Genomic DNA, 24,384 nt, shown 5'->3' with positions numbered 1-24,384 from the left:
GTGCGTGAAATAAAGCCTCCGGAGGAGCCAGTAGATTTTAGTAATGCTACAAGTCATGCAAGAAGGACGGTTGGAGCTTCAATAGTTAGCGGTGTGCCCGCAACTTATCCAGGTTTATGGTCGAAGTACAAAGCTATCTTCAGTAAAGCGCAGCTAGGTAAGTGTGCCTATTGTGAAGGTCAAGTTCTGGGGCTTCAGTATGGTGATGTTGAGCATATTCAACCAAAAGCAGAAGTGCACACCCTCGACGACAACCCAAATTCGTGGGGAAGAGAGATACCTTGGTCCTCTTCAGTGGAGGGGCGTAAAGCTAAAGGCACAGCGATTAAGCCTGGTTATTGGTGGCGAGCTTATTGCTGGGACAATTATTTACTTAGTTGTCAGATTTGCAATCAACAATGGAAGGCAAATTTTTACCCAATAGTAGGGGAACATGTGATAGCTCCTACTACTTGTGCTGGACGAACCTTGCTACTTTCTCCTTTTGATGCAGGCTTCGACCCATCTGCACACTTCGTATTTGGTCGGCTGGGAGAAATCTCTGCCTTGAGCGATGAAGGGCGCGCGACAATAGCAACTTGTGGGCTGGACCGTCCTAGTCTTCGTAGCGCCCGCTTTAAGACTGCTCTTGCAACTCATGAGCATCTCGATGAAATCGCGCAGGACTTAACTGAGCGGGAGGTGTTACGAATTCTGCGCTATATTGCCCGTGATGGTCAGGACTCTCAGCCGTACTGTGGTATGGTGCGGATTATTTTTATCCATCGTACCGGCTTGCCTTGGGATAAGTTGAGGGATTTGATCTCCGCTTTGAGTGCAAGTGGTAAGCCGTTATAAAGAGATGAGCATGACGCGCAAGTCAATTTATCCAGAGTGTTTTTACTCTGCTACCCTGCCTTGGATCTCGGATTAAAATTAGATAGGAATCAGCCGAAGCCAATTACCAACGCTAAAATATTCTAATTAAATTTGGCTTCGAATTTTTTATTTCCAAATGGTGTACGCTTGAACATTTGGTCAATACAAGACGTATACTGGCCCATGCAGGCGGATCTGTAAGTAAAAAATTTAGAAGAGGTGTAGGTTTATTAATTAATGCGACTGGTATGCTCTTAAGGCCCTGTTTTCTAGCGTTGCCTTAAGGGAATAAGTGCGACTGGGTCTAGAAGCGCTGATAATCGGTGCGACTATCCTTAAAGATTAGCTCGCAGAGTTCGGACAAAATTGTACGCTAAGCAAAGGCGGTACTCCTGCGCATCCGGAAACCCCTGCAAAATGCCCACGTCAGCAGGCCATACACTGTGGGCTTACTTACAGCGTAGTGCTGATGATGTGGATTTTCGGAAAAAGCGGCAAGGCGCCGAATAGCAGCGCCGGCTAGGGCTTGCTCTGACGGTCAAAGAGCAGTGCTTGACCTTGTCTGAGGCCAGCTTGTCTGATGAATCGTACGCTTCATGGCAGCTGTGATCGGGGCTGAGGGATGATCGGGAAGGGTGAATATAGCTGAGCCAGGAGGTTAAACATGATTGAAATAGTGGTTATAGATTAACTACTGTTCATTTGCGCCTAAGCATGAAATACAGGGTGGTTACAGGGATCTTCGGATCGCACCCTGTTTCTGATGAAAGCCAGATGGCCCAGTGCCAGGTAACAGCGTCCTGCCCCGTCGAACGCATACAGTCGACGGCTGAGAATCCCGCCTAGAGCGGGATTCGCCTTTTCTGGCAGTTCACTTTTCGGCTTCGGCCGATTGTTCACTCCCTTGAGGCATTGACCCTTGGACTTTCTTTGCGTATCCACACGATTTTGAAGACGCTGCCCCACTTTTTATTGATCGCTGTAGAGTACGATTTCTCCCGAATTCTGCGGGCTCTCTTTTAATGAGGTTTCTGAGCCGATACGGAAGCGAACTGGAAATGCCCCCAACTGCTCAAAAACACGTTTGACATCGAAGGTCTGGCCTTATCTTGGGGCTTAGATATTGTTGATTTGATGCCAGTTGCGGGCTGGAGGACCTACTCTTCCATCTCTAGCGCTTAGTCTTCTTCAATACCGAGCTACCTTAAGGCGCTTGCCAGCTTGGTATGCCGGGTTACACATGGTCGAGGGCGACTGATACTCCTAAAGTTTCACGATACGTGCGCAGAGGCGCGCGGACATCAACAAAAAATGCCTTCATAGAAACGGAAAAAATTTAGAGCCGGTGCTCTAGGCGATGGGCATCCATATATCCCGCATCGCCTGAGAAAATCGCCTTTATTGAGATCTCTCCTGAGAGAATTCGCACATATTTCTGAATGTAATCGCAGTATTTACTTCATTTCGCATGCTCATAGTTAACACTTTAAACGTCGGACGTGTGTATCAATCACAAAAACCTATAGATCTCGTATTCATCGCATTAAATACAAGCTAATAATTCGAGTATTTGATAGTCTTGGCTATATGATTTATTGAACTAAAGTCAATTAGCTCAATAGGCCCCGACCAGAAACTCCCCATGACGCTATAGATCTACTAACTTTTAACCACTCAGAATCAATTGTTTCATCCACATGGGCCTTTGACGACTTCGGCGACAACCTACTCACATACTCGACGCTTTGCTTCAAAAGTCCTTCTCCGAACCCAGGGCAAAGTTCAGTATCAGGAGAGAAATCTTTGAATTTACCCCAGTAGTTGTCATGATGAGCCCTATCGTTGGCTAACGCATCTCCTACAGTTAATCCAGATTTATGGTCCGGATAAGTCCTAAAAGAAATATTTTCTGATTTGTGGACTAGGCTATTTTCAAGTTTTTCTTTGTGTAGCGCGTTCAAGACTTTCCAAGGTATTATGTTTTCAACCTCGTGACAGTCTAAGATTTCCAAATATCTCCTACCGTTATAACCAGGGCTTATATATTTAAAACGAGTAGCAGTGCTTCCTAGTGGCCACCTCGGGTGGCACTTATCACTATCAACATAGCATGCAAAAAAGCGTAGGCCAGAATTTAACCTAGTAAAGCAGTCGTAAGTTGTGCTGCCTCCGCCAGATAATATTTCAATATTAACTTTTAGACTATTTAGACTTCTAATCTGAAGGTAAGTTTTTGCTCCCCAGCAGTAAATTTCCCCATCATGATCGTTTTCTGCTAGCAATATAGGCTGCTGTGTTGATGCACTGTCTAGAAATTTAAGATAACCTGCATTTAAGACTTTATCTGAATAACTTAATGCATGTTTATCCTCAAAGTTTACAGATACGTGAAAATCGAATTGTTTATGGATGTATGCGTACTCAGTGCTTTGACTAATTAACGCATTCAGCGTACGCTTTGTGAAATGCCCAAATTCATCAATATGGCTCAGCTCTTTAATGGTTTCTGCATGCATCCATATCAAATGTTTCCCCTCTCCATGAGACTTAATAATATTCTCCAGGGCAATAATTTTATCTTCGCGATCTACGTGCAAGTCTAGCTTGCTAGGTATATTAATAATCATATTCGGGAGACAAGAATCCAACAGGCCAGTTGACAAGATATCCGTTTTCATCAAAGCCGGAAATTTGAGTTTCAGTTACACCATCGTCCAACTTTTGAAAAAGAGTTATATTGACCGAAGATTCTGAGACTTCTTTTTCTCGAATGGATTCACCAATAGCGTCAATCAGATGCTTACTATGCGTTTCTATTATAAAATATAAATCCGACCTATTGGTTTTACTCATGACTCTTGCTAGCGATCTACCGAACTTATACTGAAGCGCGGGATGAAGATGAAGCTCAGGCTGCTCTAGAACAATTATTCTCGGTACAGATTGTTGCGACACTCTAAATCTCCTAGAGCGTCCTGTGGACACAGACTCCAGCCATATCGAAACTATCACCGGAAGAATTTGAGAGTACCCAAAACCCATATCACTAATATTATGAAACTTTTTATCTTCTTCCTCACGGATAAGAAGCTCATAATGAAGCCCATTTGATAGCAACTTAAGCTCAAAGCCAAAATATTCTAATATCCATCTGCTTAACTGCGCTTGTTCTATTGATTCCAGAGAGTTAATAACCATAGGCAGATTTCCACCTGTATGATCGACTTCGTCCACTCTTAAATCCTGATACCTATAGAAGCGCTCTCCCGCAGCTCTCAAAGGCCCTTGATATCTTACACCAGAGAAAAACTCACTAAACAGCTTATCTGCCGAGGCCAGCAATCTATCAAGGACTTTTGTCATGAGCAAGGTAAAGCTTATTTCAGTAATTCTTTCATGTTCTGTTTCTAGGCTTTTTTGAAAGTGCTTATCTTTAGAAAATGTGTGAGTTATTTTTTTACGTAGCTCATTATATGGTGATATCGAGAGCTCCTGACATTCCGCACGCAACCGAGCTGTTTTCTTCGTGCCGTGATGAAACTCCGCGAGGTACTTTGATAAGTAGTTCAAAGCTTCCGCAGGAATAGGGTTAGTTATCGTATAATGCTTAGCGGTACTCTCAGTCTTTACTTCACGCAAGCCACGAATGGCCAATGGAAACAATGATCCATGTTCAGTAATTAACTTCCCGCTGAATGTAAAGGCTGTGTCATATTTAACATTCGTTGCCGATACAAGTTCTACCGAGTCATTGTTGTAGATCAACTCTATTCTTGTGTTATCTATAACAAATGTGAGCTTTGTTTTTAATTGTTTCTCCGCGACCTTGCTGATAGATATGCTTACGCACACATCATATGCCGAGGTTTTTTTATGAAAACCTGGCGCATTGAGAAGCGTAACTAACGCCCAGCCCTCTTCTTTTTCATCAATTTCGATCCTGGTATTGAAATCAAAAGATATTTCCTTGCCTCCATCGTGAAGTGCAGTATTGAAGTCTCCAAAATCGACTAAATCACCAAACCACAAAATTGGTGATTTTGTATTTGCCTGTATCGACTGTCGCAATAAAGGAAAAGTACGTAAGAAAGTACTTTTTCCGCAACTATTTTTTCCTACAAAAATGTTTATTGGCTTTATTGGGATTGGCGTTTGGTGCTCACCAAAGCTTCTAAGCTGCCGAGTTCCCAGTGAAAAAATTTTTTGCATTCTTAGCTTCCTAGCAAACAATTCCAGATTGTATGTTGATAAAGTTTTATAACATGCCTACTAACTACATTTGGCGTCTAAATTCGTCATTCCCCTGAAGTTTTTTTCGCTTTCTCAAGCGCTGGAACGTCCCATGTTAAATTCAAAGATCTAATCCGACCGCGTCAATGCCTTTTACCACTTTATTTTGTTTTGCTCCGCTCGCATAACAGACTGGTTGAAGCGACGCCGTTAGCCTTACCGATCATTGCGTAGGGGGGGCATGCACGATGCAAACGACTGGTTCGTCAACGAAATACGCTTGCGATACAGAAGCAATCAATGCGGTCACGTATCCCAAGCCATGGACATCCATATGTCCAGTATCGCCTGAGAATGATTGGATTTATTGAGCTCGATCCTGAGCATTACCGCAGATGCTCCCGACTCTAGCCGCAGTAATTTTAGCTTCCGCATGTTCATAATTAAGGCCTCCAATCCCCAAGGTCACATTAATTCTCAAACCTACACACTGAGCGTGAAGCCCCTTAAGCTCAGCGGTTGATAACGTTGATGGGAACACGCAGAGGCAATGGTGTGCTGACCCAGTTGCTTTGCGCTAGGGCGCGCATGCCAGCAGCCCGCACGCGTAGGTCGCCATCGAGCGATCGTATGGTAACGATGATGTGCACAGGCAAAGCTTCAGTAAGCGCGGGCTCATATGCACGCAGAAGCGCAGTAGCCTGAAGCCCCCAGATCTTTCCGGCGACCCCCCGCGGAAAAGCCTTCCGATGAACCTTTACCGGAGACCATTTGTTTCCACTTGAGATCTGTGCGGTTTCGTAGCCGCTCTGGCCTTCCTCGCTTTCCATTGGGACTTTGCCGGTAATGTTGTCACCCTCAATTGTCCCAAAACTCAATTCAACGTTTGCCCGTACGTACTCGCTACCTGCATTAGGGTCCAGTGGCGGAGCGTAAACGGCCGTGATGATGATCTCACCGCAGAACTTCTCGTCCTCGATCAGAACATCAGGCATTGGATAAGGCGACTTCCTCCAGCGCATATTTCCTGGAACCAAATTCGCTTGGAAAACCAAGGTGAAGCAGTCGTCCGAGTCGTAGAGCGCCCTCAGCACATCATCGGGTCGGCCAGCACCAAAGTATCGACGCTGATAGGAGTCATAGTCCGGTGATGCTAGTTGCGCCGAATGGATCATCAGCGCTTTTACCAACGACGGCGAGGGGCCAGGATTGGGATTGTGAAGTCCTGCCAGAGCCTGCCAAGCATGAGCAGCCATGCAGGAGGCCAGCGGTGCGGCATAGCTCGTACCGAATGAGTGGTATAAATGCCCCTGCGGTGCCAACACTTTGAGACTCGACGTGCCAGCAGACCACGGAGCATGGACGCCCCCACCAACATGGGTAAGGTCAGGTTTAGGGGTGAATACAGGACCAGGCCCGCAGCGTGAATAAGGGGCAGGATTTCCAGCAGCGGTGAGGCCGTCGGTAGCGTCAATGTGAGCTACAGAAGCCACTGTCAGCGAGCGCACGGATTCACCAGGCGTGGAAATCCTATCCTTGAGTGCCACAGGGGTAGGCCAATTACGGCGCGGGAGGTCATTGTAGTTCCCTGCTGCCACGACGAAGAGCACCTGGTACTTGTCGCTTAACTCATCGAGCGTCATCGAAAGGTCGCTGAAGTTGCTCTCATCGCAAGGATCCCCACCCACGGACAGGTTCCAGATCTTCACATCAGGTCTTCGACGCACTGCTTCCTGAAGCCGTAGTTCCAGGTCACTCATGTGGGCGCCGGTTGCCTCAAGCGCGCAGACGTCATGAATGAAAGCCGGCGTATTAGGAATCCAAGCGTGTTTGTCGTTGTAGAAAGAGCCTGCAGCGATCAGTGAAGCCACCGCAGTGCCATGCTCATGGTTGGTGTCTGGCGGAAGAACGTATATGTCCTGCGACTTCAAGAAGGCCGCGATGGGCGATCGATCTCTGCTTACCCCAGTATCAAATACCGCCACGGTCGGTAGAGTCACTTCTTGAGCGGAAGCTTTACTAGCACTCGCGCCGCTTTGCGGCACGACTACCGTGTTCTGCGGAAGGTAGAAAGGTTCGGCATAAATGGTACGAATCCCCGGAAAGTCCAGAAGCACGTCGAGTCCGTCGCCCCCAATCCCGTCCAAGTCCTGGATACCAATGATGGGCAGCCCACGGCCTTGGGCGATCTCGATGAAAGGAAGTGAAAGCGACTTGAGCGTTGTTAGAACAGACTCGTAGTTCAGCTCGTTCAGGCTGTCGTGCTGATACTGAAACAGCCTCATAACAGCTCGGCCGTGGTCAAGCAGTTGCTTGCTACCCTGAGGATTGCGACGCTTACGATCCCAAGGTTCAATTGATTCTATCGCGCTGAGGTTGCTGCGAATAGTTCGGGTATCGCGCTTGAGAATGACTCGATTGAACTCGGTAAAGCTGCTGGAAGTAGCACCCACAAGCATCTCATCGATTCTGGCATGACCGGCCGGCTCCAGCTCAGCTTCTCGGGCGAGCTGAACTGGTCGGTGGCTCTTGGCGATACCTGTATCACGGAGTTTGAGGACAAGGTGCGAGAGAGCTTGTGGATAAAGGGTCTGCTCGCGAGAAAGCGCAGTGGAGGCTCTAAACAGAGCCTTCGAAAGAGCAGCGCGGTATGCGTCATCGACGAGTGCGAGCTCTGTGCCCCCACCTCCGCCACCCCGCTCTATAGAGGACAGGTCTTTTGCCTGGAATGGAACGTGGATGAAAGGGTTCTCAACCCTCGCACTCAACGATTCCCGCGCGTGTACATTCTTGCGAGTCACTGCCGATCTCCTCCCTGAGGATCTTTCTTATTTGCCTAGTCGAAAGGTCGTACAGTCTTCCAAGCGTCCTCAGAGAGAAGTACTTGGGCGCCCATCCATTAAGCCACCGAATTTCTGACTCGATACTAGATAGCACTCGGCCAGTACCTAGCGCAAGATTCAAACCCAACCTACGCAGAAGTTCGTCTTCGTCAATGGACGACTGATTTGAAAGAACGACCGCTCTTTTGGTGTCAAGACACACCTGTTCAATATTAGCCCCGGTTATCCCCTTAGAAACTTTGGCTAGGTTGTCCAAGTTTAGGGCCTCCGAGCTGAACGGCTCCAAGTACTGCTTCCAAAGCAATTTGCGCAGTTGCCCATCCGGCTCAGCCATGGGAATTCTGAAGCTAAAGCGCCGCCAGATAGCAGGATCGAGTAACTGGTCATGGTTGGTAGCCGCCACGATGATGGTGCTCTCGGGGACCGCATCGATGTTCTGCAACAACGAAATCACCACCCGCTGCAGCTCTCCTACATCCCGCTCGTTGCCACGAGCACCGGCGAGCGCATCGAACTCGTCCAGGAAGAGGATGCATGGCTGTTGCTGTGAGTAGTCGAAAACGCGGCGCAGATTTCGACTGGTCTGACCAAGAAGGCTGCTGACCAAGGTGTCACAACGCACAGTCAGCAAAGGCAGTTCTAAGTGCGCGGCAACATAACGCGCAAGCCTGGTTTTACCAGTGCCAGGAGGTCCGTAGGTCAGAAGGCGACTAGCCGTAGCAGCCCCGACACGCGCCAGATCATCAAACCGGCGGATGTTGGCCAGAAACTCGTCCACTCGGATCGCAACGGCGCTCGAAAGTAGAAGCGACTCCTTGTCCATCACTGGACGACTCACATCCACCGTATGCAAATGGCTTTCGCCGTCAGTGGGCAAGTTGGTGTGGCTAAAACCATTGGCGGCATCCTGGGCAGTTGCCAGCGCAGTGGGTGCACGTGCCAGTCGCTCTCTAATCATGCGCGCCTGGCGCTTGTCACCATCGCCCTCAAGCTTGTCGGCCAGGAGGCCGGCATAGTTTGAAGCCATGCTGGCATTCGCCTTGAGGGCCCCATCCAGGATCTTCAGAATTTCAGAGAGGTATTCCACGGAATGATTCGCTCACGGGGTAAACTGTTTCAGAATAGCGCGATAGTGTAGCGCAATAGGCGAAATTCGTTACGATTTTATGCACTATTGATTCGCTTCGACTCGCGCGTACTTGAGGTTACGTTTCTCCGTCCATGCCCTGGCGCTAAGGGCATCAGCATTAAGTCGAGTGACATAATTGTCCCTCCTTCAGCGTACATTTTTTGACTTGCCGAAATTATCGGTGTAAAGGGCCTCTTAGATCTTAGGTTTGGAGTAGCTTTCTCCGCCGGCAACTTTTTATCGTTGACGTAACGTTCCACCCCCTAATTGGGGCCGAATTGGCGACATTTTTGGCCTACACTCAAAGCATGATTCCTGGAATTCGGTTGACCAGGTGAACATCATGCAGACCCACCGTATTCCCGTCGTCGCCCACCAGCAGACTCGGCCAATTGCGCCGACGAGACGCAGCCTTTCCGGCACCTATCCGCTGCGTAATGGGGATAGCATTCCCTATGAGTCGTTGCTCGAGCGTGATTTCCTTGCGCGAATGACATTTTCCAGTCAGGTGAGTGACGTTATCGCGCAGCCGGTTCAAATCCCTTTTCACGGCGACGGCGCGCGCACCCATACCTACACGCCTGATTTCCTCATCAACTATCACCTGGGTGACTGTCAGTTTGGTAACTACCCGGTGCCTTTACTGGTCGAGATCAAACCTCGCGACCTCTGGGTTAAAGACTGGCGCAAATGGCTGACGAAATGGAAAGCCGCCTGGCGATATGCACGGGAACAAGGATGGGCGTTCCACATTTACGACGAGTCCCGAATTCATGACACTGGCTTTGCCAACATCCAGTTCCTCGACCGGTACAAAGCGATGGACTTCTCACGTGAGGAGAGTGAATGGGTTGTTCAAACGGTTCGTGAGGCCGGATCAGTGCCGGTGCACTACTTGTTGGCGATTCATTTTGCCGGCATCTACCGCGGGCGCGGCATCAGTCACATCTGGTACCTGATCGCGACGCGTCAGCTCGACTGCGACATCCGTCAGCCGCTGAACGATTTTCTCGATGTCTGGATCCCCTCGCCATGAATAAGACAAATACTCACGAGGAAAAACCTCAGGCTTTTGTGCCTGATCGCGCACGTGTTTCCCTCGAGCGAAATGCGTTTGTTCGTTATGGCGAGGACGTCTACCGAATCAACCAGGTACTGGACTTCAAGACGGTGGTCGGAATTGATGTATACAGCGGTCGCGCCTCGGCCTTGCCGGTCGAAGGCCTCAAACCGGTTGCCCAGGAGCGACTGGACGGCCTCTATGTCAATTACGACACGGAAAGCATCACCGAAGAGCAATGGGCGATTGCGAAGAAGCGATTTGAGGCCATTGAGCCATTGCTTGGAGACGTTGTTCGAACCAAGGCCGAGATCAAGGCTCGCGCGCTGCTGTACCAGGTGGACAGTGCGACGATCTACCGCTGGATGGACCGTTACAAAAGCTGGGGAGAATTGCTGGCCCTAATTCCAAGAAAACGCGGCTGGCAGTCTGGCAGCGTCCGTATTCCAGCCGAGGCCGATGCGCTCATCGATGAGGTGATTCACGATTATTATCTCAGCAAGACACGTCCCACGGTCAGCAAGGCGGTCAGTGAATTTCGCATTCGTGCCGAAGCACGCGGTGTTCCCATGGTGGCCGAGTCGACTATTCGTCAACGCATCAGCCGTATCACTGATAAGCAGTTTCTTCGTGGTCGGGGATTTGCAGATAAAGCACGCAACGCATACACCCCTTCCCCTGGCGCGTTTCCCGGCGCCGAGTACCCGCTCGCGGTCGTCCAGATTGACCATACACCGATCGATGTAATGGTCGTCGACGACGTGCATCGTAAATCCATCGGGCGTCTCTGGCTGACACTGGCCATCGACGTACATTCAAGAATGATCACGGGCTACTACCTGGCGATCGACGCGCCCTCGGTAATCTCCGTCGCCATGTGCGTGGCGCATTCGATTATTCCCAAGGAAGAGTGGTTGCTTGCGCACGGCATCGAAGGTGATTGGCCTGTCTGGGGCTTTCCTCGCGTTTTGCACAGCGACAACGGTGCTGACTTCAGATCTGAAAGCCTGCGCAGGTCCTGCTCTAACTACGGGATTGAGAACCGATTCCGCCCCATCAAACGGCCAAAGTACGGCGGTCATATCGAGCGGCTGATGGGGAAGTTTATGCAAGCCGTTCATGGCCTGCCCGGCACCACTTTCAGCAATATCCAGCAGCGCGAAGGCATCGACTCCGACGCCCAGGCGGCGCTGACCGTTTCGGAGTTTGAAGTCTGGCTGGTACGCGAAATTCTCAAGTACAACGCCAAGTATCACTCGAAGATCTTCATGAGTCCGCTTCACAAGTGGAATGTCGGCATTTTTGGAGGCCGTGATGACACTCCAGCGATTGGCATGCCTCCGCGGCCAGCAGACCCTTTCACCATTCAACGAGACTTCCTGCCCGCTTATGAGCGAACCGTCCAGCACTACGGCGTGGAGCTCGATGTGACGTACTACTCCGAAGCGCTGAGACCGTGGATAAACGCCAAGGACGATTCGGGTAAGACGCGAAAATTTATCTTTCGGCGTGATCCACGCGATATCAGCCAACTCTGGTTTTACGATCCCCACCTGAAGCAGTACTTCAAGATCCCCGTGGCCAATCAGTCCTTCCCTGCGACCAGTGTGTGGGAGTTTCGCGCAGCCAAGAAGCAGGCCGTCGAGAGAGGCCTGGCCAATATCGACGATGACCTCATCAAGCGGCTGATTATGGAGAACCGCGAGCTGGTGGAAAGCGCCAAGACCCACACCAAAAAGACGCGTCGATTGGCCCAGCGACAGAAAATCCATCAAACAAACAAAACGCCCGCTGCTCCAGCCCCCCTAGAGCCAAAAACGATCGTTCCCCACGGTTTGTTGGGATTGCTCGACGATATGGACGAGGTGTTTGAGGAAATCCTATGAGCGATTACCCGCACATTCATCCAGATTTTCGTGCCGTCATGAGCCTGTCTGATGAGGAACGCATCCGGTTTATCCAGGAGCCCAGGTGGATTGGGTACCCCGCCGCGCACGAAATCATTAATGCTATGAGGGCGCTACTGACGATTCCCTCTCGTCCACGAATGCCTAATCTGTTGCTGGTAGGGGACTCCAACAATGGCAAGACGACCATTATTCGGCGATTTGTGGAGCTGTACGGCCAAGGCTATGTGAACGTCCAGAGTGAGCCTGTCAAACCCGTAATTTTGGTGGAGTCTCCCCCCGCGGCTGATGAGAAAGGGCTCTACATCTCGATTCTTGAGAGTTTTTGGGCGCCTTACCGTGCCAGTGATGCCACAGCAAAATTGCGCTACCAGGTGGTTCATATGTTCCGCTCGTGCCATGTTCGCCTGTTGGTGATCGATGAGTTTCATTCGCTCCTGACCGGCTCGGCGATCAAGCAAAGGGAGGTCATGAACGCCCTCAAGCTGCTGTGTAACACCCTGGCCATACCGATCGTGGGTGTGGGCACGTCTGATGCCGTTCGGGTGCTGCACACCGATCCGCAGCACGCCAGTCGTTTTGATGTGGTCTCGCTTCGCCGGTGGGAGCCATCTCCTGAGTTTCAGCGCCTGATCAAATCGTTCGAATCGATTCTCCCACTGCAGCAAGCATCTGGTTTGAGTAAGCCTGAGCTGGCTTTGGCCCTTCATTCAATTTCAGGTGGTAACACTGGTGATCTGCACCGATTGCTAATGGAGTGCGCCAAAGATGCCATTGTCACGGGTAGTGAACAGATCACCAAAGCAACAATTGAAAAGCACGCATGGCTTCGGCCTACGCGCGGGATTAGGGAGAGAGTTTGAATCCTTGGCCGCTTTATCAACCTATCCAGGACGGCGAATTGTTTTCTTCCTGGTTGGTGCGTAATGCACTTGCTCATGGCTGCTCACCGTTAGCATTCAGCGGCGTGCTCTGGCCGGGGGTACGGATTTGGGCGACAGATGTTGATTGCGGTATGAAACCCTCACTCTTAGAACGTCTGACTAGTGATGATTTCCCAAATGTCGCTGTGACTGCCAGGCGTTTCCTTACGGCCCTAAATTGCGTTTCGAACGCTGAGATAGGGCATGGAAACGTTCGATGGATTCTTTCACTAGGCTCCCGTAATCGGCGACATCGCTGTGGCTTGCAATATTGTCCATCCTGCTTTGAGGAAGGTATTCCGTATTTTCGATATCGCTGGCGGTTTGCATGGCACACAGGTTGTCTCCGACACGGTAATTGCCTGCTCAGTCGATGCATGCAATGCCATACCCCCATTCAACCACAGCTGTTGAAGCCTCCAGCGATCGATTGCTCGGTCTGCCATGCTTGTGGTGAAAATCTCGGTTCCGGATTGCACAACAGGGTTTGTTTGCCTGGTGCCTTGCAACTGCAGTCCGTCGCGGACCATGAAATGAGTTTTGGAAGCGCAGCTTTTGCAGCTGGCGAGTGGTTCGAGTATGCCTACCTATTATTGGGGGTTTTGCGCTATGCCATGCGAAGCCAGAGTGGTCCAACGCTGCGTATGCTGAGCTCGTTGGGGGTAGAAATCGAACCACACCATCAGATTTGCTCAGGCCTGCCTCTAGAACTGTTAGAGGTAAGTGAGCGAATGCAGCTTTTGGCATTGCTTGCTCCATTGGTTGCTCACCCTCCTGTCGTTGTGGTGCAAGCGATCACTGAGTACAAACTCCCAATTTCGGTGTTTGGAACGCATGTGAGCAAAACCTTCATAGGTACGGTTGCTCGATCTCTAATCTCAGCGACGACTGTTCGCGCACACAAACAATACACTTTCAGCAAATCCCGCCTGCCTGCGGATCGATTTGTTGTTGAGCGTGAATGGCTTCGACTTCAACGAAAAATTTTTGCCTATGGTCATCTCTGAACGTCCGACCGACTGCGATCAATGCGGTAGGGCCATGACAAAAGCCAAGAAGGTCCATGCGGGCAACCGGTATTGCGGGACATGCTATGCGCGCCTGTTTAAGCGGCGTCTTTGCTCAGGATGCGGAAACTATTCTCGCCTGCCGATATTCGATGCCAAGGCTGTTTGTAGCCGATGCGTAATTGCACGACCCTGCGTGCGCTGTGGAAGACTAGGTCGTCCGGTTGGAAAGCTGACGGACTATGGCCCAGCATGTAATTCCTGCGCCCATTACTTTAATGTCCCGGAGCCCTGCGAGCGGTGTTCTGTTCTATCCACGCGTCTCGTACGTACAGCTTTCGACTCTCAAACGATCAAGTGTTGCCCTCGGTGCGCTCGATTGTCTGCCCGAACCTGCCCTATGTGCCGCCACCATCGCTTCCTCGTGCTACAGGTGGATGGCAGGGGGATCTGTCGGCGTTGCGCCGAGTCCAGTAATGCGAAATGTTCTAAATGTGATAAGGGTATTCCTGGAGGCCGAGGCTCTGAATGTGAAAGTTGTTATTGGTCGAGGACGTTCGATAAACGCCTGACGCTCGACGCCAATGCGCTCCGTACCGATCCCGTGATCAACGAGTATCTGGCGTTTGGCTCGTGGCTGCAGTTAAAAATTGGCAATCAACGCGCAGCGCTCTCTATTCATCGTCATTTAGATTTTTTCATGTTGATCGATGAAAAGTGGGGGGTGATGCCGCCCCCTGAGCACCTGCTGATGCAGGTAGGAATAGGCGGTATACGGCGAGCTCGAGTTCCCCTGCGATGGCTCGCATCAGTGAGGGGATATGTAATCAGTGATGCGTTGCTGGAAGAGCATATTGAACGTGATCGAATCCGACAAATTATGACGGAATTATCGTGCGACGCGGATAGCAGGTTGTTAAGCGGTTACCAAGCTGAGTTAGAAAAGCGAGTAAGCATGGGCACTCTAAAGCTTCGCTCGTTGCGTGCATGCCTACGTGCCGCTGTAGACCTTCTTCATACGGCGAAGTCCGAGGGAAGGGGCACCGTTGAGCAGCGTCAAATCGACATTCTCTTGAAAATTAAGCCAGGGATTGCAGCCAATCTCTGGGGATTCATTTCGTTTTTAAATGCGCGAAGAGGGGGATTAGCCGCATTGGTCGTGGACAAGAAAAAAATCGAAATAAGCCGGCGTTCCAAACTCGAGCTTCAGATGATCAAGCTCGCTATCGCGGCAAGATCAGGCCTTGATGTTCAGCGCACATGGATAACCCAATCCTTGGTTTACTTTCACCGTTTACATCCCGCCCCTTTTAGCGAGGTGACATCGATTCCTGATCCTGAGGGCAATGGTTACTCGGTGACCCTGGCAGGAGTCACCTATTGGATTCCGGATCCACGCAGCCTTTCGCTCGTACAAGCTAAAGATCTCTAGGGAAAAAGACGCCGAGTTTCTCAAAGTTATTCTTGAGGCAGGTGAAATACAGGATCTCATCGTCTGCGTTTTTGCTGTGGTTGAATGACACGCATGGATTTCGTAGGTTTCCGCGGAAAACGCGAAACTTTCCTTGGTGGCGGCGAATCATGGCAAGGATTTGCTTCACTTCTACCCTTGCTGACGGCAGGGAGAGCTCGATAAGAAAGCCTTGGGATTTCTCTTCCGCGGGCTCAGCATCGTTCTTCGCAGTGCCGAGCGGGCGCCTTTGTGTTTCGAATAAGTAAAAATGGCGTTCGCCGCAAATGATCCGGACGATTTGCACACCACGTAAAATTTTGAGCTTGGGTTCGAGATAAAGCCATTTGCTCTGCTCTGGAGATGCCTCATCTTCATCGTCGAACTCTTTAAGCAGAACCAATTTCGCAGGTCCTACGGTGCCCCGTTGGCCATCGAGCGTTAGCCATTCGACTCGATCAATAACGGTTGAGTATGCGTTTCTCAATGCGCAGAGTGCCTGCCACACGTCTGTGAGAACGCCCGATGACTCCCACGGTTGTACATCCACAATTTCCGCTTTACCGACACCAGATCCCCGCTCACCAGGATCGCCAGCAGAAAGCACATCGGCATCACCTGTAGGTAGGATTTTTTTTCCACGCTCACCAGGTTTGCGCTGAATGCGCTTGTTGATAGTCCGACGCTCTCCGAGTACTTCAAAGCTTTCATGAAGAAGGATATGCGTTCCTATATCGGGATCGGAGGCCTGGTCATTAGTCAGCTCAGTCTTTTGGTCCAGAGGAAGAGTTTTTGTCGGACGTTTGATGAAGACCCCACCATCATCTTCATTGTCGTCGCTCGGTGCTTCGGTGCTGTAGTCGGGCCGGTACACCTCAAGTTCTGGGCCGAGTGGTTCGCTCGCTCCGGTGAGACGCAGGCAGAGAAACGTTTTCCGATCATTAATCCAAAACCCTCGCGCCCTCACTTTCGCAAGGCCGGTAAACCAGGGTGCAATTTTTAGATCACCAAATGGAGCTGACAGATTCTGCGTGCCGTTGAAGGCCGACTCCAGGTCCGCGTATAGCTTTTTGCACTGATAACGGGCGTACTCGTCATGCCGCATATGAGCGAGAAACACAGCCTCGCTTTCTCTGATTTTGGGCTGCAGCTTCACGACGTTCTTTTCCCAGGTCTCACTATGGTCAAAGAAAAATCGCTTTTGGACTTCGTCCCAAGGGTATGTCGTGAGAATTCGACTGGTTTCGGAGCTACGGCCATAAAGACGTACTAACAGTTCCACGCATGGAATTAGCACAGTTTCATCACCTGTGCCTTTGAATTCGATCAGCCATGAGTCTACGGAACTCGGCAATTCGTAGGTGCTATAGGCGGAAGTGAGTCCCACTTCCGTGGCTTGTACGAATGTCCATCTGTTCGGGGTGAAGTCCAGATACTGCTCTGGAAGATTTTCCATCTGGGTGTCTGAGCTCAACGAGCCTTCACGCCAAACGGTCCCGATCTGAAAATAGCTTAGGTAAGGCAACCCGATGGGGACCGTGTGAAAGCTTCCCAGCTGTCCCTTGGAGTCAACGCTGCGAAAATGCACATTTACCAGAGGAACAGTTCTTTCTCGGGCATTCGGCGTGAACGATCCATACCACAATACAAGTAAGTCACCTGTAAGGTCTTTGAAGCGTCCGGCCAGACTGATCTGCGGTTTGGGATAAGTAAATGCGCAGCGGTTGACCGAATGCAACCAGGCAGGCTCCAGTTTAAAAAGAGCTTGATCGTAAAAATCTAACGTTAAATCTGACAAGAACCACCTCAAATTTACATCCGCAACAAGGCTGCGCTGCATGCCTCCTGCACGGAACATTGCATTCGTGCCTCAGCCCATCACAGATTCTGCTTCATACGTAAGGCAAACAATTCTTTGCCTTAATGCCGATTTCCGCCGGTTAAGCAAAATATTCTTTGCTTTACAGCAATGACGACAATCCACTGCTGAGAAATTTTGGAATCAAACCGTTGACAAACGCGATCGTGCAAATTAGCGGATGTCCACATTCCATGAACTGTGGACATCCGCCAATTACGGTCAAAAAAATAGTCAATCAATTCGTTACTGTGGTGACCACGAAAGGTGTGCTGTATAAAAAACTTCCCCTGTTCAGTCCGATGGACCTTCCACTTTTCTGTATAACCCTCTGGTCTTTCTCGTGCTGCAGCATGCGTGAGTACCAATCGCCTCTTGGCACGAGAAACTCCTACAAAAAATGCACAGCGATTCGCATCTTGATCACCGAAGAAAATTTCGTTATCGACCGCCATGATGATGACGGAAGGTGTGTTGCGCGGACGGTTACTCACATGCAAATGATCCACAATTTCTTCCTTAGTTGAGGCCAACTGCGCACGGAACGACAGCTGATCACATACCTCGGATGTTTCGATTGTGGGGCCTTGGGGCCCTCCAGTACCGGACATGAGCATTTCCCTTTGCTAGGCGACGGTCATAGCAATATCACGAGGTGATATCTAATTGCCGTCAGTCTTGCCGGTTAATTTGGCCAACTGATATTCCGCCTTAGTGGGGAAATATCAGATCTTTGCGCAGCATCGTTCCGGCAATCGCAGCGGGCTTGAAGTCCACAATGCCGGCTTCTCCCAGAGGCCCAGTTGCCTGCAATGGCGGTTCGAGAGTGTAGGTTTGTCCCGTGCTGCTGAGCTGAATTTCATTGAAGTACACATCGCGAGTATTGTTGACTTTAGCGACCTGGCGCCCGAACAAGCGACTGCCTTTCGGAATGGTGATGTTCTCGAAGTTGTCGTAGACGTTCTGGTACACCATTGCCGATATCTGGTCAGGATCTACACGCTCCAGCGTCAGATTGATGAAGGTTCCCAGCGCCAGTTCATACGGTTGAGGTTTGTGTAATTGAGGTTTGATCGCCGTATCATTGACCAGTTGCTGAGCCGAGGCAGAGCCCGAGAGAATCAGCACCTGAATCATTGCCAATGTGGCAGTAATCTTCTTAAAACGCATAGTTGTCTCCAGTGATTCGATGTAGAAATGATTCAGCAAACCAGCCGCACATGTGTGGACTGTTGAGTTGCCGCCAGATCGTTCCGATCCGATAGTGAGGAATGCTGCTCAGCGGCAGGCTTACAAATTGGCCTGTCGAGGGAACGTTCTTTTTCAGGGAGCGGAAATACACATCCACAAGAGGCATAGAGCAGGCACGAATGTTCTGCCGCATTTTGGCATACCACCAGACGATGTAATTGCCGCCCAGTTGTGCCACGCCAGAGTCGGGATGAGTCAAATCGGATCGTGGGTAGGAGAATTCAACACGTTTAACTGGCGCCACCTTACAGCCCCTTAGTCTGAAAATTTCGCTCGTAACCCTGAGTCTGGTCTGGGGCTAAGCCCAATGTACTTTGCCGTGGCGAATCCAAAAGTGAGATTTACAGCCGCTTTTTAGCCATACGGAAGGGTAGAGGGAGGGATGACCATGGAGATCGAGTTCGCAATCCCATCTGGGCTTGGCCTCATCAATCAACAAGAGCTCAATAGTATGTCCACAACCGCATGGGCATTTGAATCCCACACACCAGTCCTCTTGCCCGTCTCTGGCTAAAACGAGTGATCGCATCGGCATCTTTGCTGGCAGTGAATCCCCCTCAATCACCGTGAGCGTTCTTGCCGGAAGCAGTGGATCTAGCTTGCTCACAACGTACTGAAATAATTTTTTCAGCATTGTGTCCTCGCACTCAGGTCGGGAAGGCCAAGCAGCGGCTCTTTGCAGCTCTGGGCGAGCTGCGACTTCGGGCTAGGGGAGTAGGCTGTTTCTTTGAAGTAGTCCTCCTCACAGCCCGATAATGTAAAAATAGTTCGCGCATATTTGCCGTTCGCATCTTCGCGATATGGGAAGGCTCGAGCGATAAATTCAGATACGCACGCTGATGCCGCACGCATGTTGAGCGTTATCACAGAAGGCGCCTCCTCCTGCATGCCGGTGATGTATCCGCGCTCTACTTGATCCTTATGCGCATGCCGATCCACCTGGTAAAGGTATTCGGCTAGCAACGTTTGAGGGGTGTAGACGCCGCGATCACCCAATGACGATCCACCGGGTTTTATATAATCAATCCGACCGACCACATCCGTGATGATCCAGTGATCATCGCCATCTTTACGAGTAGGAATCTTTACCCCCACGTCAAACAGCGGAATAAGGAACGTTGTGGATATCAGATCCGCGACCATCCGCGCCTGGTGGGTGTCGACGCAGCAGAAAATAACATCGGCGCCTGCGGCCGCGAGAACCGCTTCACGTGTGAGGATGGAAGCGTTGATTGATTTGGTGAACGGTGCTGTGCGAATACGGTTGATGGCTTGCGCGAACATTTCCACCTTTGGCCGACCCGCCAGGGCATCTTGAAGTGTGGCATTCAGAATCCGGTTAAGGTTCTTCTCTTCTAGCTGATCGTGATCGATGAGGATCAGTTCTCCGAAACCAAGTCTTGCGACCTGTTCGGCCACGATTGAGCCGGTGCCAGAGACGCCAATGACGACAGCGCTCAGCTGATTCAGAGTTGCTGTCATACCGGAGGTGAAGGCGACCACTGGTTGGTCTGGCAAAGGGACAGATCCCTGCCAGTACTCAATGTCATCGCCCGCAACCGTGACTAGAGCGATCGGTGTGCAGCGGTTTTGCAGATCGTAGACCCGAGCGCGCATCGCGCCACCTGCCACCATGATTGCTGAGCCGTGAACGGCGGTAACGCCTTGAATCAAGCACGGTACGGTTTTGGCATCGCTTTGGTCGTCTACCTCGGAAAACTCGAAGTAGCCGCCAGGGTGGGAGTGAACCAAGATAATCGAAAGCGATTCACTCTCAGCAAGGTCGATGGCTTTTTCGAGATAGCTGCCAGGCCAGCGAATGTAGTCAGCGTCACGCCGTTCGCATTCGGCGTAAGGCACAGTTATTAGGTGCTTCGAGAGCAGTTTCAGGTGCTCTCCCTCAAAGCGCGTGCACACGAGGATGGCGGCGGCTTCTAGACCATCGCCCGGGAACAGATGTTCCCGAAGCGAGGCATGAATCTCCTCCGTCAGCACAAGACGAGAGTCGATACTCATTCACCGATCTCCTTGAGGAGGCAACCCTCAACCAATGCCAAGTGAGTAATGACGTTGTCGGTGGCTGGATTCCATGGATGGGCACTGCGATGACGAGACCACCGCTGGAAAGACACGCCATCGATAACCACTGTGTAATCCGCGCAGGGGATGGCGACGCCACTATTTAGGCCGACAGCTGGATACAGGTAGAACATGTCTATCTCTGTGGCGGGGTACCCCGCCGGAATTTGGAGTGCCAGCCGCACGCGCTGATGGGTATAGCCCTGCGGCAATGGGTAATCGTTGATCACCAACCAACGGTTACCCTCCGCGGTCAAGCATGCTTCCCAGTGACCCACCGTCCGATCCAGATGCTGCTCATCGACAGGGAGCAGACTGAAAAAACGACGTGGCGGCACAGGTACCTCACCATTGCCCACATCCTTGGGTGTCAGGCGCAGTTTTTCGATGCCCGGCGTCCGCAAGTCGATAATGTCGTCGAGCGTCTTTTCCATCTTTGGTTGACCCTCGACCTTGAAGTAGATGTGCCAACCTTCATTTGGATTCATGCCTGCGCGTACTACAGCGTCGCGTACCGATATCGTTGGAGTCTCGATCTCAAGGATGACTCCTTGAACGTTGAGCTTCCACACTGCTTTGCGGGTAACGAAGCGCTCAATGCCTGGCTTATCCAAGTTGACGAAGTCGGTGGCTTGAATTTCCAAGTCGGCTTCATCCTCACGCTCTAGCAGCAGGCGTTTGTTTTCACCTACCTCTGCCAGCTTGAGAACCTGATAGCCGGTGATCTGTTCGAAAGGCCACTCCAGACGAGCGCCATCTACTGTGAAAAAGTAGGTGCGGTCTGTCTCCGCCACCAAGAAGCGAGTGGGGTCTTGGGTGAGCGTGACGATCTCATCAGGACGGATGTCTTCCATGGCCCCGGAAGCCAGGAGTTGCAAGACGATGGCCAACTGATCCGGTTTAAAGCCAGCCGCTGCCGCAATCTGTGCGCCCGTGGGAGTTTTATCCTCGATGGCTACCTTGCGGAAGTCGAGGTTCTTGCCAGCCACTTCAATGACGAAGCCGCTGTGTTGGTTTTGGGAAGTAACTTGCATGGTTTGTTTCTCCAAACGGTTGCCCCTTAGGGCGGTTAATGACCTCAAACGAAGCCATTTCTTTTCACGTCGGAGGGAACACGATCAGTACTTGACCGATCGGCAGCGCACGAAGATACTCATCCAGCACAGACGTATTCGTGTTTGAGCTAAGGCGCAACTGCCATTGCGCTTAGCTTTCCTTCCTTCGATGTCCTGCCTTCAAATTCCTTTTCATACTGCTTCCTAAGCTTGTATGACGCGCTTCTCTGCGCGCCTTATTTTGTTAGATCGATCACATCTGCTTGTGGGGCGTAGCGTTTGACTGCCGCGAGCCCAACCTCACGTGCTTGTACGGTTTCGTAAAGCTCGCTCTGCCCTATAATCCGGTTATTTGCTGCTTTCAAATGAAAGAACGGTTTCTCGCCCTTGCTCGCGGCCCTTCCATAGAACCTGTCGTACGGAGCGTGCTCGCGGCACGAACCGATGCCGTTTTCACATCCGGCCAGCGTTTTGTAGCTTTCGCTGTACATGATGATTTCTCCATTCGGGGCCTTAAGGTGAAAGTACCTTTCTGCGTTTGTGGTCCATTTGATTTCATAGCGAGCTTTCATTTTCCCTCCTTCGCTCCGAATGGATATCTCGATAAATGAATCCGTTTAACAGAACCTAAAAAAAGGGCCTGAGCAGAAGCTTAGACCCTTTTTCTGGTTAATGGAAGCCATTTAAGCAGATTTGCCAACGACCTGGTACACAAATTCCTTGCCACCGGTATCGGCAGCTTCTTCAACCCTTAACAGAAAACCTTCTTCCGCGAGGCGCTTAAGGCGAGTGCTGGCGTTCTGAACGCTGATATTGAGTTCTTCAGCGACTTTGGCTGTTGTGGTAGAGCGGTGGCTGATCACCATGTCCAGCAATGCTTTGCTGGAGGCAGTTGGCCTAGGTCCGGCAAACCGGCATTGGTCATTCACCCAGCACGTAAGGTGCTGCTCCGCAGAAACTGCCGCGCCATCAAGGTTGGCGAAGATGTCTTCATTTTGGAAGTTAAAAGCGAAAAAAGTAATTTCTTTACTGTATCGCTTGACGATGTAAATTAGTGACTCTCGGAGAAAGGAGATATCAGCAGCGGCTAATCCGGAAAACGATATACCAATAGTAGAAGCATCTTTAAGTTCATCGATGCGATTCAATAATTTAGTATAAGTTTCCCTGCCCCTTGAAGTTCCATAGGGGTTACTTTCTTCCGTGAAGTCTCGCAGGGTTATGATGTAAGTTTTCTCGTTCATGGCGCGAGTTTAAGCAGAGGTTGGGTTTTTGTCAAGCTGAATTCAAATACAATGTGAGTTCCGATCAATTTTGGCAAATTTAATGCCCAGCTCTTTTTCTCAAGTACACCGGCTTTGTACTCGAGCGTAACGGAAAAGTTTTCTTGCCGAATTTTAATAGTCGCATTTAACTTCTCTGCTTCGGAATGACTGTTATGTAATCCGGTACCGCCTCCTGTGGTCCGACTACTGAGTCCGCCCTTCAAAATAGCATGAAGAATAAGTTTTGGATTGGAGACTGGGAGTGATGGATCAAACTTCCTGGCGAGCTCAGGTAGTCGTTCGTTAATTGCAGGACGAAGCGTTTCACAGATGCCCATGCCGGAATCCGATATCACAGTAATCACTTTGGGTCTTTGATCTGCACTTCCGTAGCACTGAAGTCCTGCAAAACCAGGGATCGGAGTAGCAGAGTGCTCCTCGACATTCCCTACGAATTCAGCCACGACCGTAAAGAGCTTGCTGGAGTGATTTTCGCCGAACGCCTTGATGAAGCTAGTTTTGATCCGCTCTGGAACATTAATACTTCTATCCCCATACGCAGTAATTTCCAGAAGCTCAACCAAACCAACGTTATTGGCATTATATAGTTTTGCTGCTGAGCGTGACGGCCTTTTCGGAAGTATCTTAATGCTTGGATCCAATCTGTCGATAAAGCCTGCACGGTTCAAATAAGAAAGCGCTAACTTATTCTCGGAAAAGTCGAGCTCAACTTTTTTCTTTGCGGCTGCAAGCTGGTTAGCTATCGCAAGTATTTTCGCCGCCGCGCAAAGAAGTATCTTCCGTTCGGCAGGTATTTTGATTGTGACATGGCCGTGATCCGCATCTAACGGCGAGCCTGCTTTGCTCAGGGCTTTTTCGAAGTGCGTTTCCGTAAGCCAGGTTCCGCCGCAGTTAAGTTCTAGAACGAAACTTGCGCTCCTAATTATCGACCACCCGAATGTTTCTGAGTCTTGTATAAATACTTCTAGATTTTCGTGGAGATGATGTGACACGGCCTTGCGTTCAAGGCCCAACTGACCAGCGATCTCGCGTGCTTTCAATCCTGGCGTCTTGCTAAGTAGCTGAATAATCCTTTTCTGCATAACTGGCTCGAGATCTTACAAAAATGGCAACGTCTGTTTTTCAGTGTCGCTTTTGAACCGACATCGGAGATTTCTGTGGTCAGGGGACGTATGGGGCGTCCTGATCCACAGGGCCAACGCTTCGGCATGAAAAACCACGGATGATACGCATATCTTAGTGGGGGGCAAAATGCTATTACGAATGATCGCCCGAGGGCGTGATTCCAGACGATCTGCATGCTACAACCGGTTGCAGATCGTGCTGTAGGTTCCGATGCTCAGTCGTGACGACGGTCTCTCCGGCGCGATGGCGGTACCCAGCGTTATGTAGAAGCAGATCACATGACTACCGAAGCGATTCCTTACTGTTGGCGCGAGCTGTCTTTA

20 protein-coding genes and 1 pseudogene are annotated in these 24,384 nt (G+C 50.5%); 7 read left to right on the top strand and 14 right to left on the bottom strand.

The features are described 5' to 3' along the window. Positions 1–837, top strand: coding sequence for a hypothetical protein (locus OZ428_RS32300; protein ID WP_269132306.1), 837 nt, complete (start codon positions 1–3; stop codon positions 835–837). Between the two features lie 1,631 nt (positions 838–2,468). Here the strand turns inward: OZ428_RS32300 and OZ428_RS32295 are convergent. The 4 genes from OZ428_RS32295 to iteA all read right to left on the bottom strand — a co-directional run bounded on the left by OZ428_RS32295 (position 2,469) and on the right by iteA (position 9,018). Next, entirely contained in the window at positions 2,469–3,455 is a 987-nt protein-coding gene (locus OZ428_RS32295; RefSeq protein WP_269132305.1) for a hypothetical protein, read from the bottom strand. A 19-nt stretch (positions 3,456–3,474) separates the two neighbouring features. Next, complete coding sequence (locus tag OZ428_RS32290; protein ID WP_269132304.1) at positions 3,475–5,067, bottom strand: AAA family ATPase; 1,593 nt, start codon at positions 5,065–5,067, stop codon at positions 3,475–3,477. 533 nt (positions 5,068–5,600) lie between these two features. After that, a complete protein-coding gene (iteS, locus tag OZ428_RS32285) occupies positions 5,601–7,889 on the bottom strand; it encodes a S8 family anti-phage peptidase IteS (RefSeq protein WP_269132303.1) in 2,289 nt (762 codons plus the stop codon). Further along, positions 7,840–9,018 (bottom strand): anti-phage ATPase IteA, encoded by a 1,179-nt coding sequence (gene iteA, locus OZ428_RS32280; RefSeq protein WP_269132302.1) that lies wholly within the window; start codon positions 9,016–9,018, stop codon positions 7,840–7,842. The genes iteS and iteA overlap by 50 nt, the downstream gene beginning before the upstream one ends. Before the next feature lie 385 nt (positions 9,019–9,403). Between iteA and OZ428_RS32275 the strand changes: the two genes are divergently transcribed. The 6 genes and pseudogenes from OZ428_RS32275 to OZ428_RS32255 all read left to right on the top strand — a co-directional run bounded on the left by OZ428_RS32275 (position 9,404) and on the right by OZ428_RS32255 (position 15,389). Then, positions 9,404–10,096 carry a TnsA endonuclease N-terminal domain-containing protein gene (locus OZ428_RS32275; protein ID WP_269132301.1) on the top strand — a complete coding sequence of 231 codons (693 nt, stop codon included), beginning with the start codon at positions 9,404–9,406 and terminating at the stop codon, positions 10,094–10,096. Next, positions 10,093–12,006 carry a Mu transposase C-terminal domain-containing protein gene (locus tag OZ428_RS32270; RefSeq protein WP_269132300.1) on the top strand — a complete coding sequence of 638 codons (1,914 nt, stop codon included), beginning with the start codon at positions 10,093–10,095 and terminating at the stop codon, positions 12,004–12,006. Before OZ428_RS32275 ends, OZ428_RS32270 begins: the two co-directional genes overlap by 4 nt. Beyond that, positions 12,003–12,890 (top strand): TniB family NTP-binding protein, encoded by an 888-nt coding sequence (locus tag OZ428_RS32265; protein ID WP_269132299.1) that lies wholly within the window; start codon positions 12,003–12,005, stop codon positions 12,888–12,890. The genes OZ428_RS32270 and OZ428_RS32265 overlap by 4 nt, the downstream gene beginning before the upstream one ends. Next, a pseudogene (locus OZ428_RS34805) lies at positions 12,887–13,294 on the top strand (TniQ family protein); the annotation flags it as partial. The gene OZ428_RS32265 and the pseudogene OZ428_RS34805, both read left to right, overlap by 4 nt. A 189-nt stretch (positions 13,295–13,483) precedes the next feature. Beyond that, positions 13,484–13,957 (top strand): hypothetical protein, encoded by a 474-nt coding sequence (locus OZ428_RS32260; protein WP_269132298.1) that lies wholly within the window; start codon positions 13,484–13,486, stop codon positions 13,955–13,957. Between the two features lie 604 nt (positions 13,958–14,561). Next, on the top strand, positions 14,562–15,389 hold the full coding sequence (locus OZ428_RS32255; protein ID WP_269132297.1) for a hypothetical protein: 828 nt from the start codon (positions 14,562–14,564) through the stop codon (positions 15,387–15,389). On the opposite strand, the gene OZ428_RS32250 is transcribed toward OZ428_RS32255, so the two are convergent. From OZ428_RS32250 to OZ428_RS32205, 10 genes are all read right to left on the bottom strand, one after another. Beyond that, positions 15,376–17,247, bottom strand: coding sequence for a hypothetical protein (locus tag OZ428_RS32250; protein ID WP_269132296.1), 1,872 nt, complete (start codon positions 17,245–17,247; stop codon positions 15,376–15,378). The genes OZ428_RS32255 and OZ428_RS32250 overlap by 14 nt on opposite strands. Positions 17,248–17,327: 80 nt before the next feature. Next, the gene (locus OZ428_RS32245) at positions 17,328–17,876 is read right to left on the bottom strand and encodes a hypothetical protein (protein ID WP_269132295.1); all 549 of its coding nucleotides are present in this window, start codon (positions 17,874–17,876) and stop codon (positions 17,328–17,330) included. Positions 17,877–17,976: 100 nt separating this feature from the next. Further along, positions 17,977–18,435, bottom strand: coding sequence for a hypothetical protein (locus tag OZ428_RS32240; RefSeq protein ID WP_269132294.1), 459 nt, complete (start codon positions 18,433–18,435; stop codon positions 17,977–17,979). Beyond that, positions 18,425–18,760 (bottom strand): hypothetical protein, encoded by a 336-nt coding sequence (locus OZ428_RS32235; RefSeq protein WP_269132293.1) that lies wholly within the window; start codon positions 18,758–18,760, stop codon positions 18,425–18,427. The genes OZ428_RS32240 and OZ428_RS32235 overlap by 11 nt, the downstream gene beginning before the upstream one ends. Positions 18,761–18,814: 54 nt before the next feature. Continuing rightward, complete coding sequence (locus tag OZ428_RS32230) at positions 18,815–19,045, bottom strand: DUF6527 family protein (protein ID WP_269134243.1); 231 nt, start codon at positions 19,043–19,045, stop codon at positions 18,815–18,817. A gap of 98 nt (positions 19,046–19,143) precedes the next feature. Beyond that, positions 19,144–20,532: a ThiF family adenylyltransferase gene (locus OZ428_RS32225; protein ID WP_269132292.1), complete on the bottom strand. Its 1,389-nt coding sequence runs from the start codon at positions 20,530–20,532 to the stop codon at positions 19,144–19,146. Beyond that, positions 20,529–21,629, bottom strand: a complete 1,101-nt coding sequence (locus tag OZ428_RS32220; protein WP_269132291.1) for a multiubiquitin domain-containing protein — start codon at positions 21,627–21,629, stop codon at positions 20,529–20,531. Before OZ428_RS32220 ends, OZ428_RS32225 begins: the two co-directional genes overlap by 4 nt. 257 nt (positions 21,630–21,886) lie before the next feature. Further along, positions 21,887–22,222, bottom strand: coding sequence for a YegP family protein (locus OZ428_RS32215; protein WP_269132290.1), 336 nt, complete (start codon positions 22,220–22,222; stop codon positions 21,887–21,889). A 111-nt stretch (positions 22,223–22,333) separates the two neighbouring features. After that, on the bottom strand, positions 22,334–22,894 hold the full coding sequence (locus OZ428_RS32210) for a winged helix-turn-helix transcriptional regulator (RefSeq protein ID WP_269132289.1): 561 nt from the start codon (positions 22,892–22,894) through the stop codon (positions 22,334–22,336). After that, the gene (locus tag OZ428_RS32205; RefSeq protein WP_269132288.1) at positions 22,891–24,018 is read right to left on the bottom strand and encodes an ATPase; all 1,128 of its coding nucleotides are present in this window, start codon (positions 24,016–24,018) and stop codon (positions 22,891–22,893) included. The genes OZ428_RS32210 and OZ428_RS32205 overlap by 4 nt, the downstream gene beginning before the upstream one ends. Positions 24,019–24,384: the final 366 nt, after the last annotated feature.

Source organism: Pseudomonas sp. GXZC (genome assembly GCF_026967615.1).
GTDB lineage: Bacteria > Pseudomonadota > Gammaproteobacteria > Pseudomonadales > Pseudomonadaceae > Aquipseudomonas > Aquipseudomonas azotoformans_A.
The sequence above is the reverse complement of the archived record's forward strand: the minus strand, read 5'-3'. Positions and strand labels throughout refer to the sequence as shown.

Excerpts from the sequence above, each read along its gene's own strand:
- OZ428_RS32290 (WP_269132304.1), bottom strand. The coding sequence starts at position 5,067 with ATGCAAAAAATTTTTTCACTGGGAACTCGGCAGCTTAGAAGCTTTGGT.
- OZ428_RS32275 (WP_269132301.1), top strand. The coding sequence starts at position 9,404 with ATGCAGACCCACCGTATTCCCGTCGTCGCCCACCAGCAGACTCGGCCA.
- OZ428_RS32270 (WP_269132300.1), top strand. The coding sequence starts at position 10,093 with ATGAATAAGACAAATACTCACGAGGAAAAACCTCAGGCTTTTGTGCCT.
- OZ428_RS32265 (WP_269132299.1), top strand. The coding sequence starts at position 12,003 with ATGAGCGATTACCCGCACATTCATCCAGATTTTCGTGCCGTCATGAGC.
- OZ428_RS32260 (WP_269132298.1), top strand. The coding sequence starts at position 13,484 with ATGAGTTTTGGAAGCGCAGCTTTTGCAGCTGGCGAGTGGTTCGAGTAT.
- OZ428_RS32250 (WP_269132296.1), bottom strand. The coding sequence starts at position 17,247 with ATGCAGCGCAGCCTTGTTGCGGATGTAAATTTGAGGTGGTTCTTGTCA.
- OZ428_RS32245 (WP_269132295.1), bottom strand. The coding sequence starts at position 17,876 with ATGTCCGGTACTGGAGGGCCCCAAGGCCCCACAATCGAAACATCCGAG.
- OZ428_RS32240 (WP_269132294.1), bottom strand. The coding sequence starts at position 18,435 with ATGCGTTTTAAGAAGATTACTGCCACATTGGCAATGATTCAGGTGCTG.
- OZ428_RS32230 (WP_269134243.1), bottom strand. The coding sequence starts at position 19,045 with ATGCGATCACTCGTTTTAGCCAGAGACGGGCAAGAGGACTGGTGTGTG.
- OZ428_RS32225 (WP_269132292.1), bottom strand. The coding sequence starts at position 20,532 with ATGAGTATCGACTCTCGTCTTGTGCTGACGGAGGAGATTCATGCCTCG.
- OZ428_RS32220 (WP_269132291.1), bottom strand. The coding sequence starts at position 21,629 with ATGCAAGTTACTTCCCAAAACCAACACAGCGGCTTCGTCATTGAAGTG.
- OZ428_RS32215 (WP_269132290.1), bottom strand. The coding sequence starts at position 22,222 with ATGAAAGCTCGCTATGAAATCAAATGGACCACAAACGCAGAAAGGTAC.
- OZ428_RS32210 (WP_269132289.1), bottom strand. The coding sequence starts at position 22,894 with ATGAACGAGAAAACTTACATCATAACCCTGCGAGACTTCACGGAAGAA.
- OZ428_RS32205 (WP_269132288.1), bottom strand. The coding sequence starts at position 24,018 with ATGCAGAAAAGGATTATTCAGCTACTTAGCAAGACGCCAGGATTGAAA.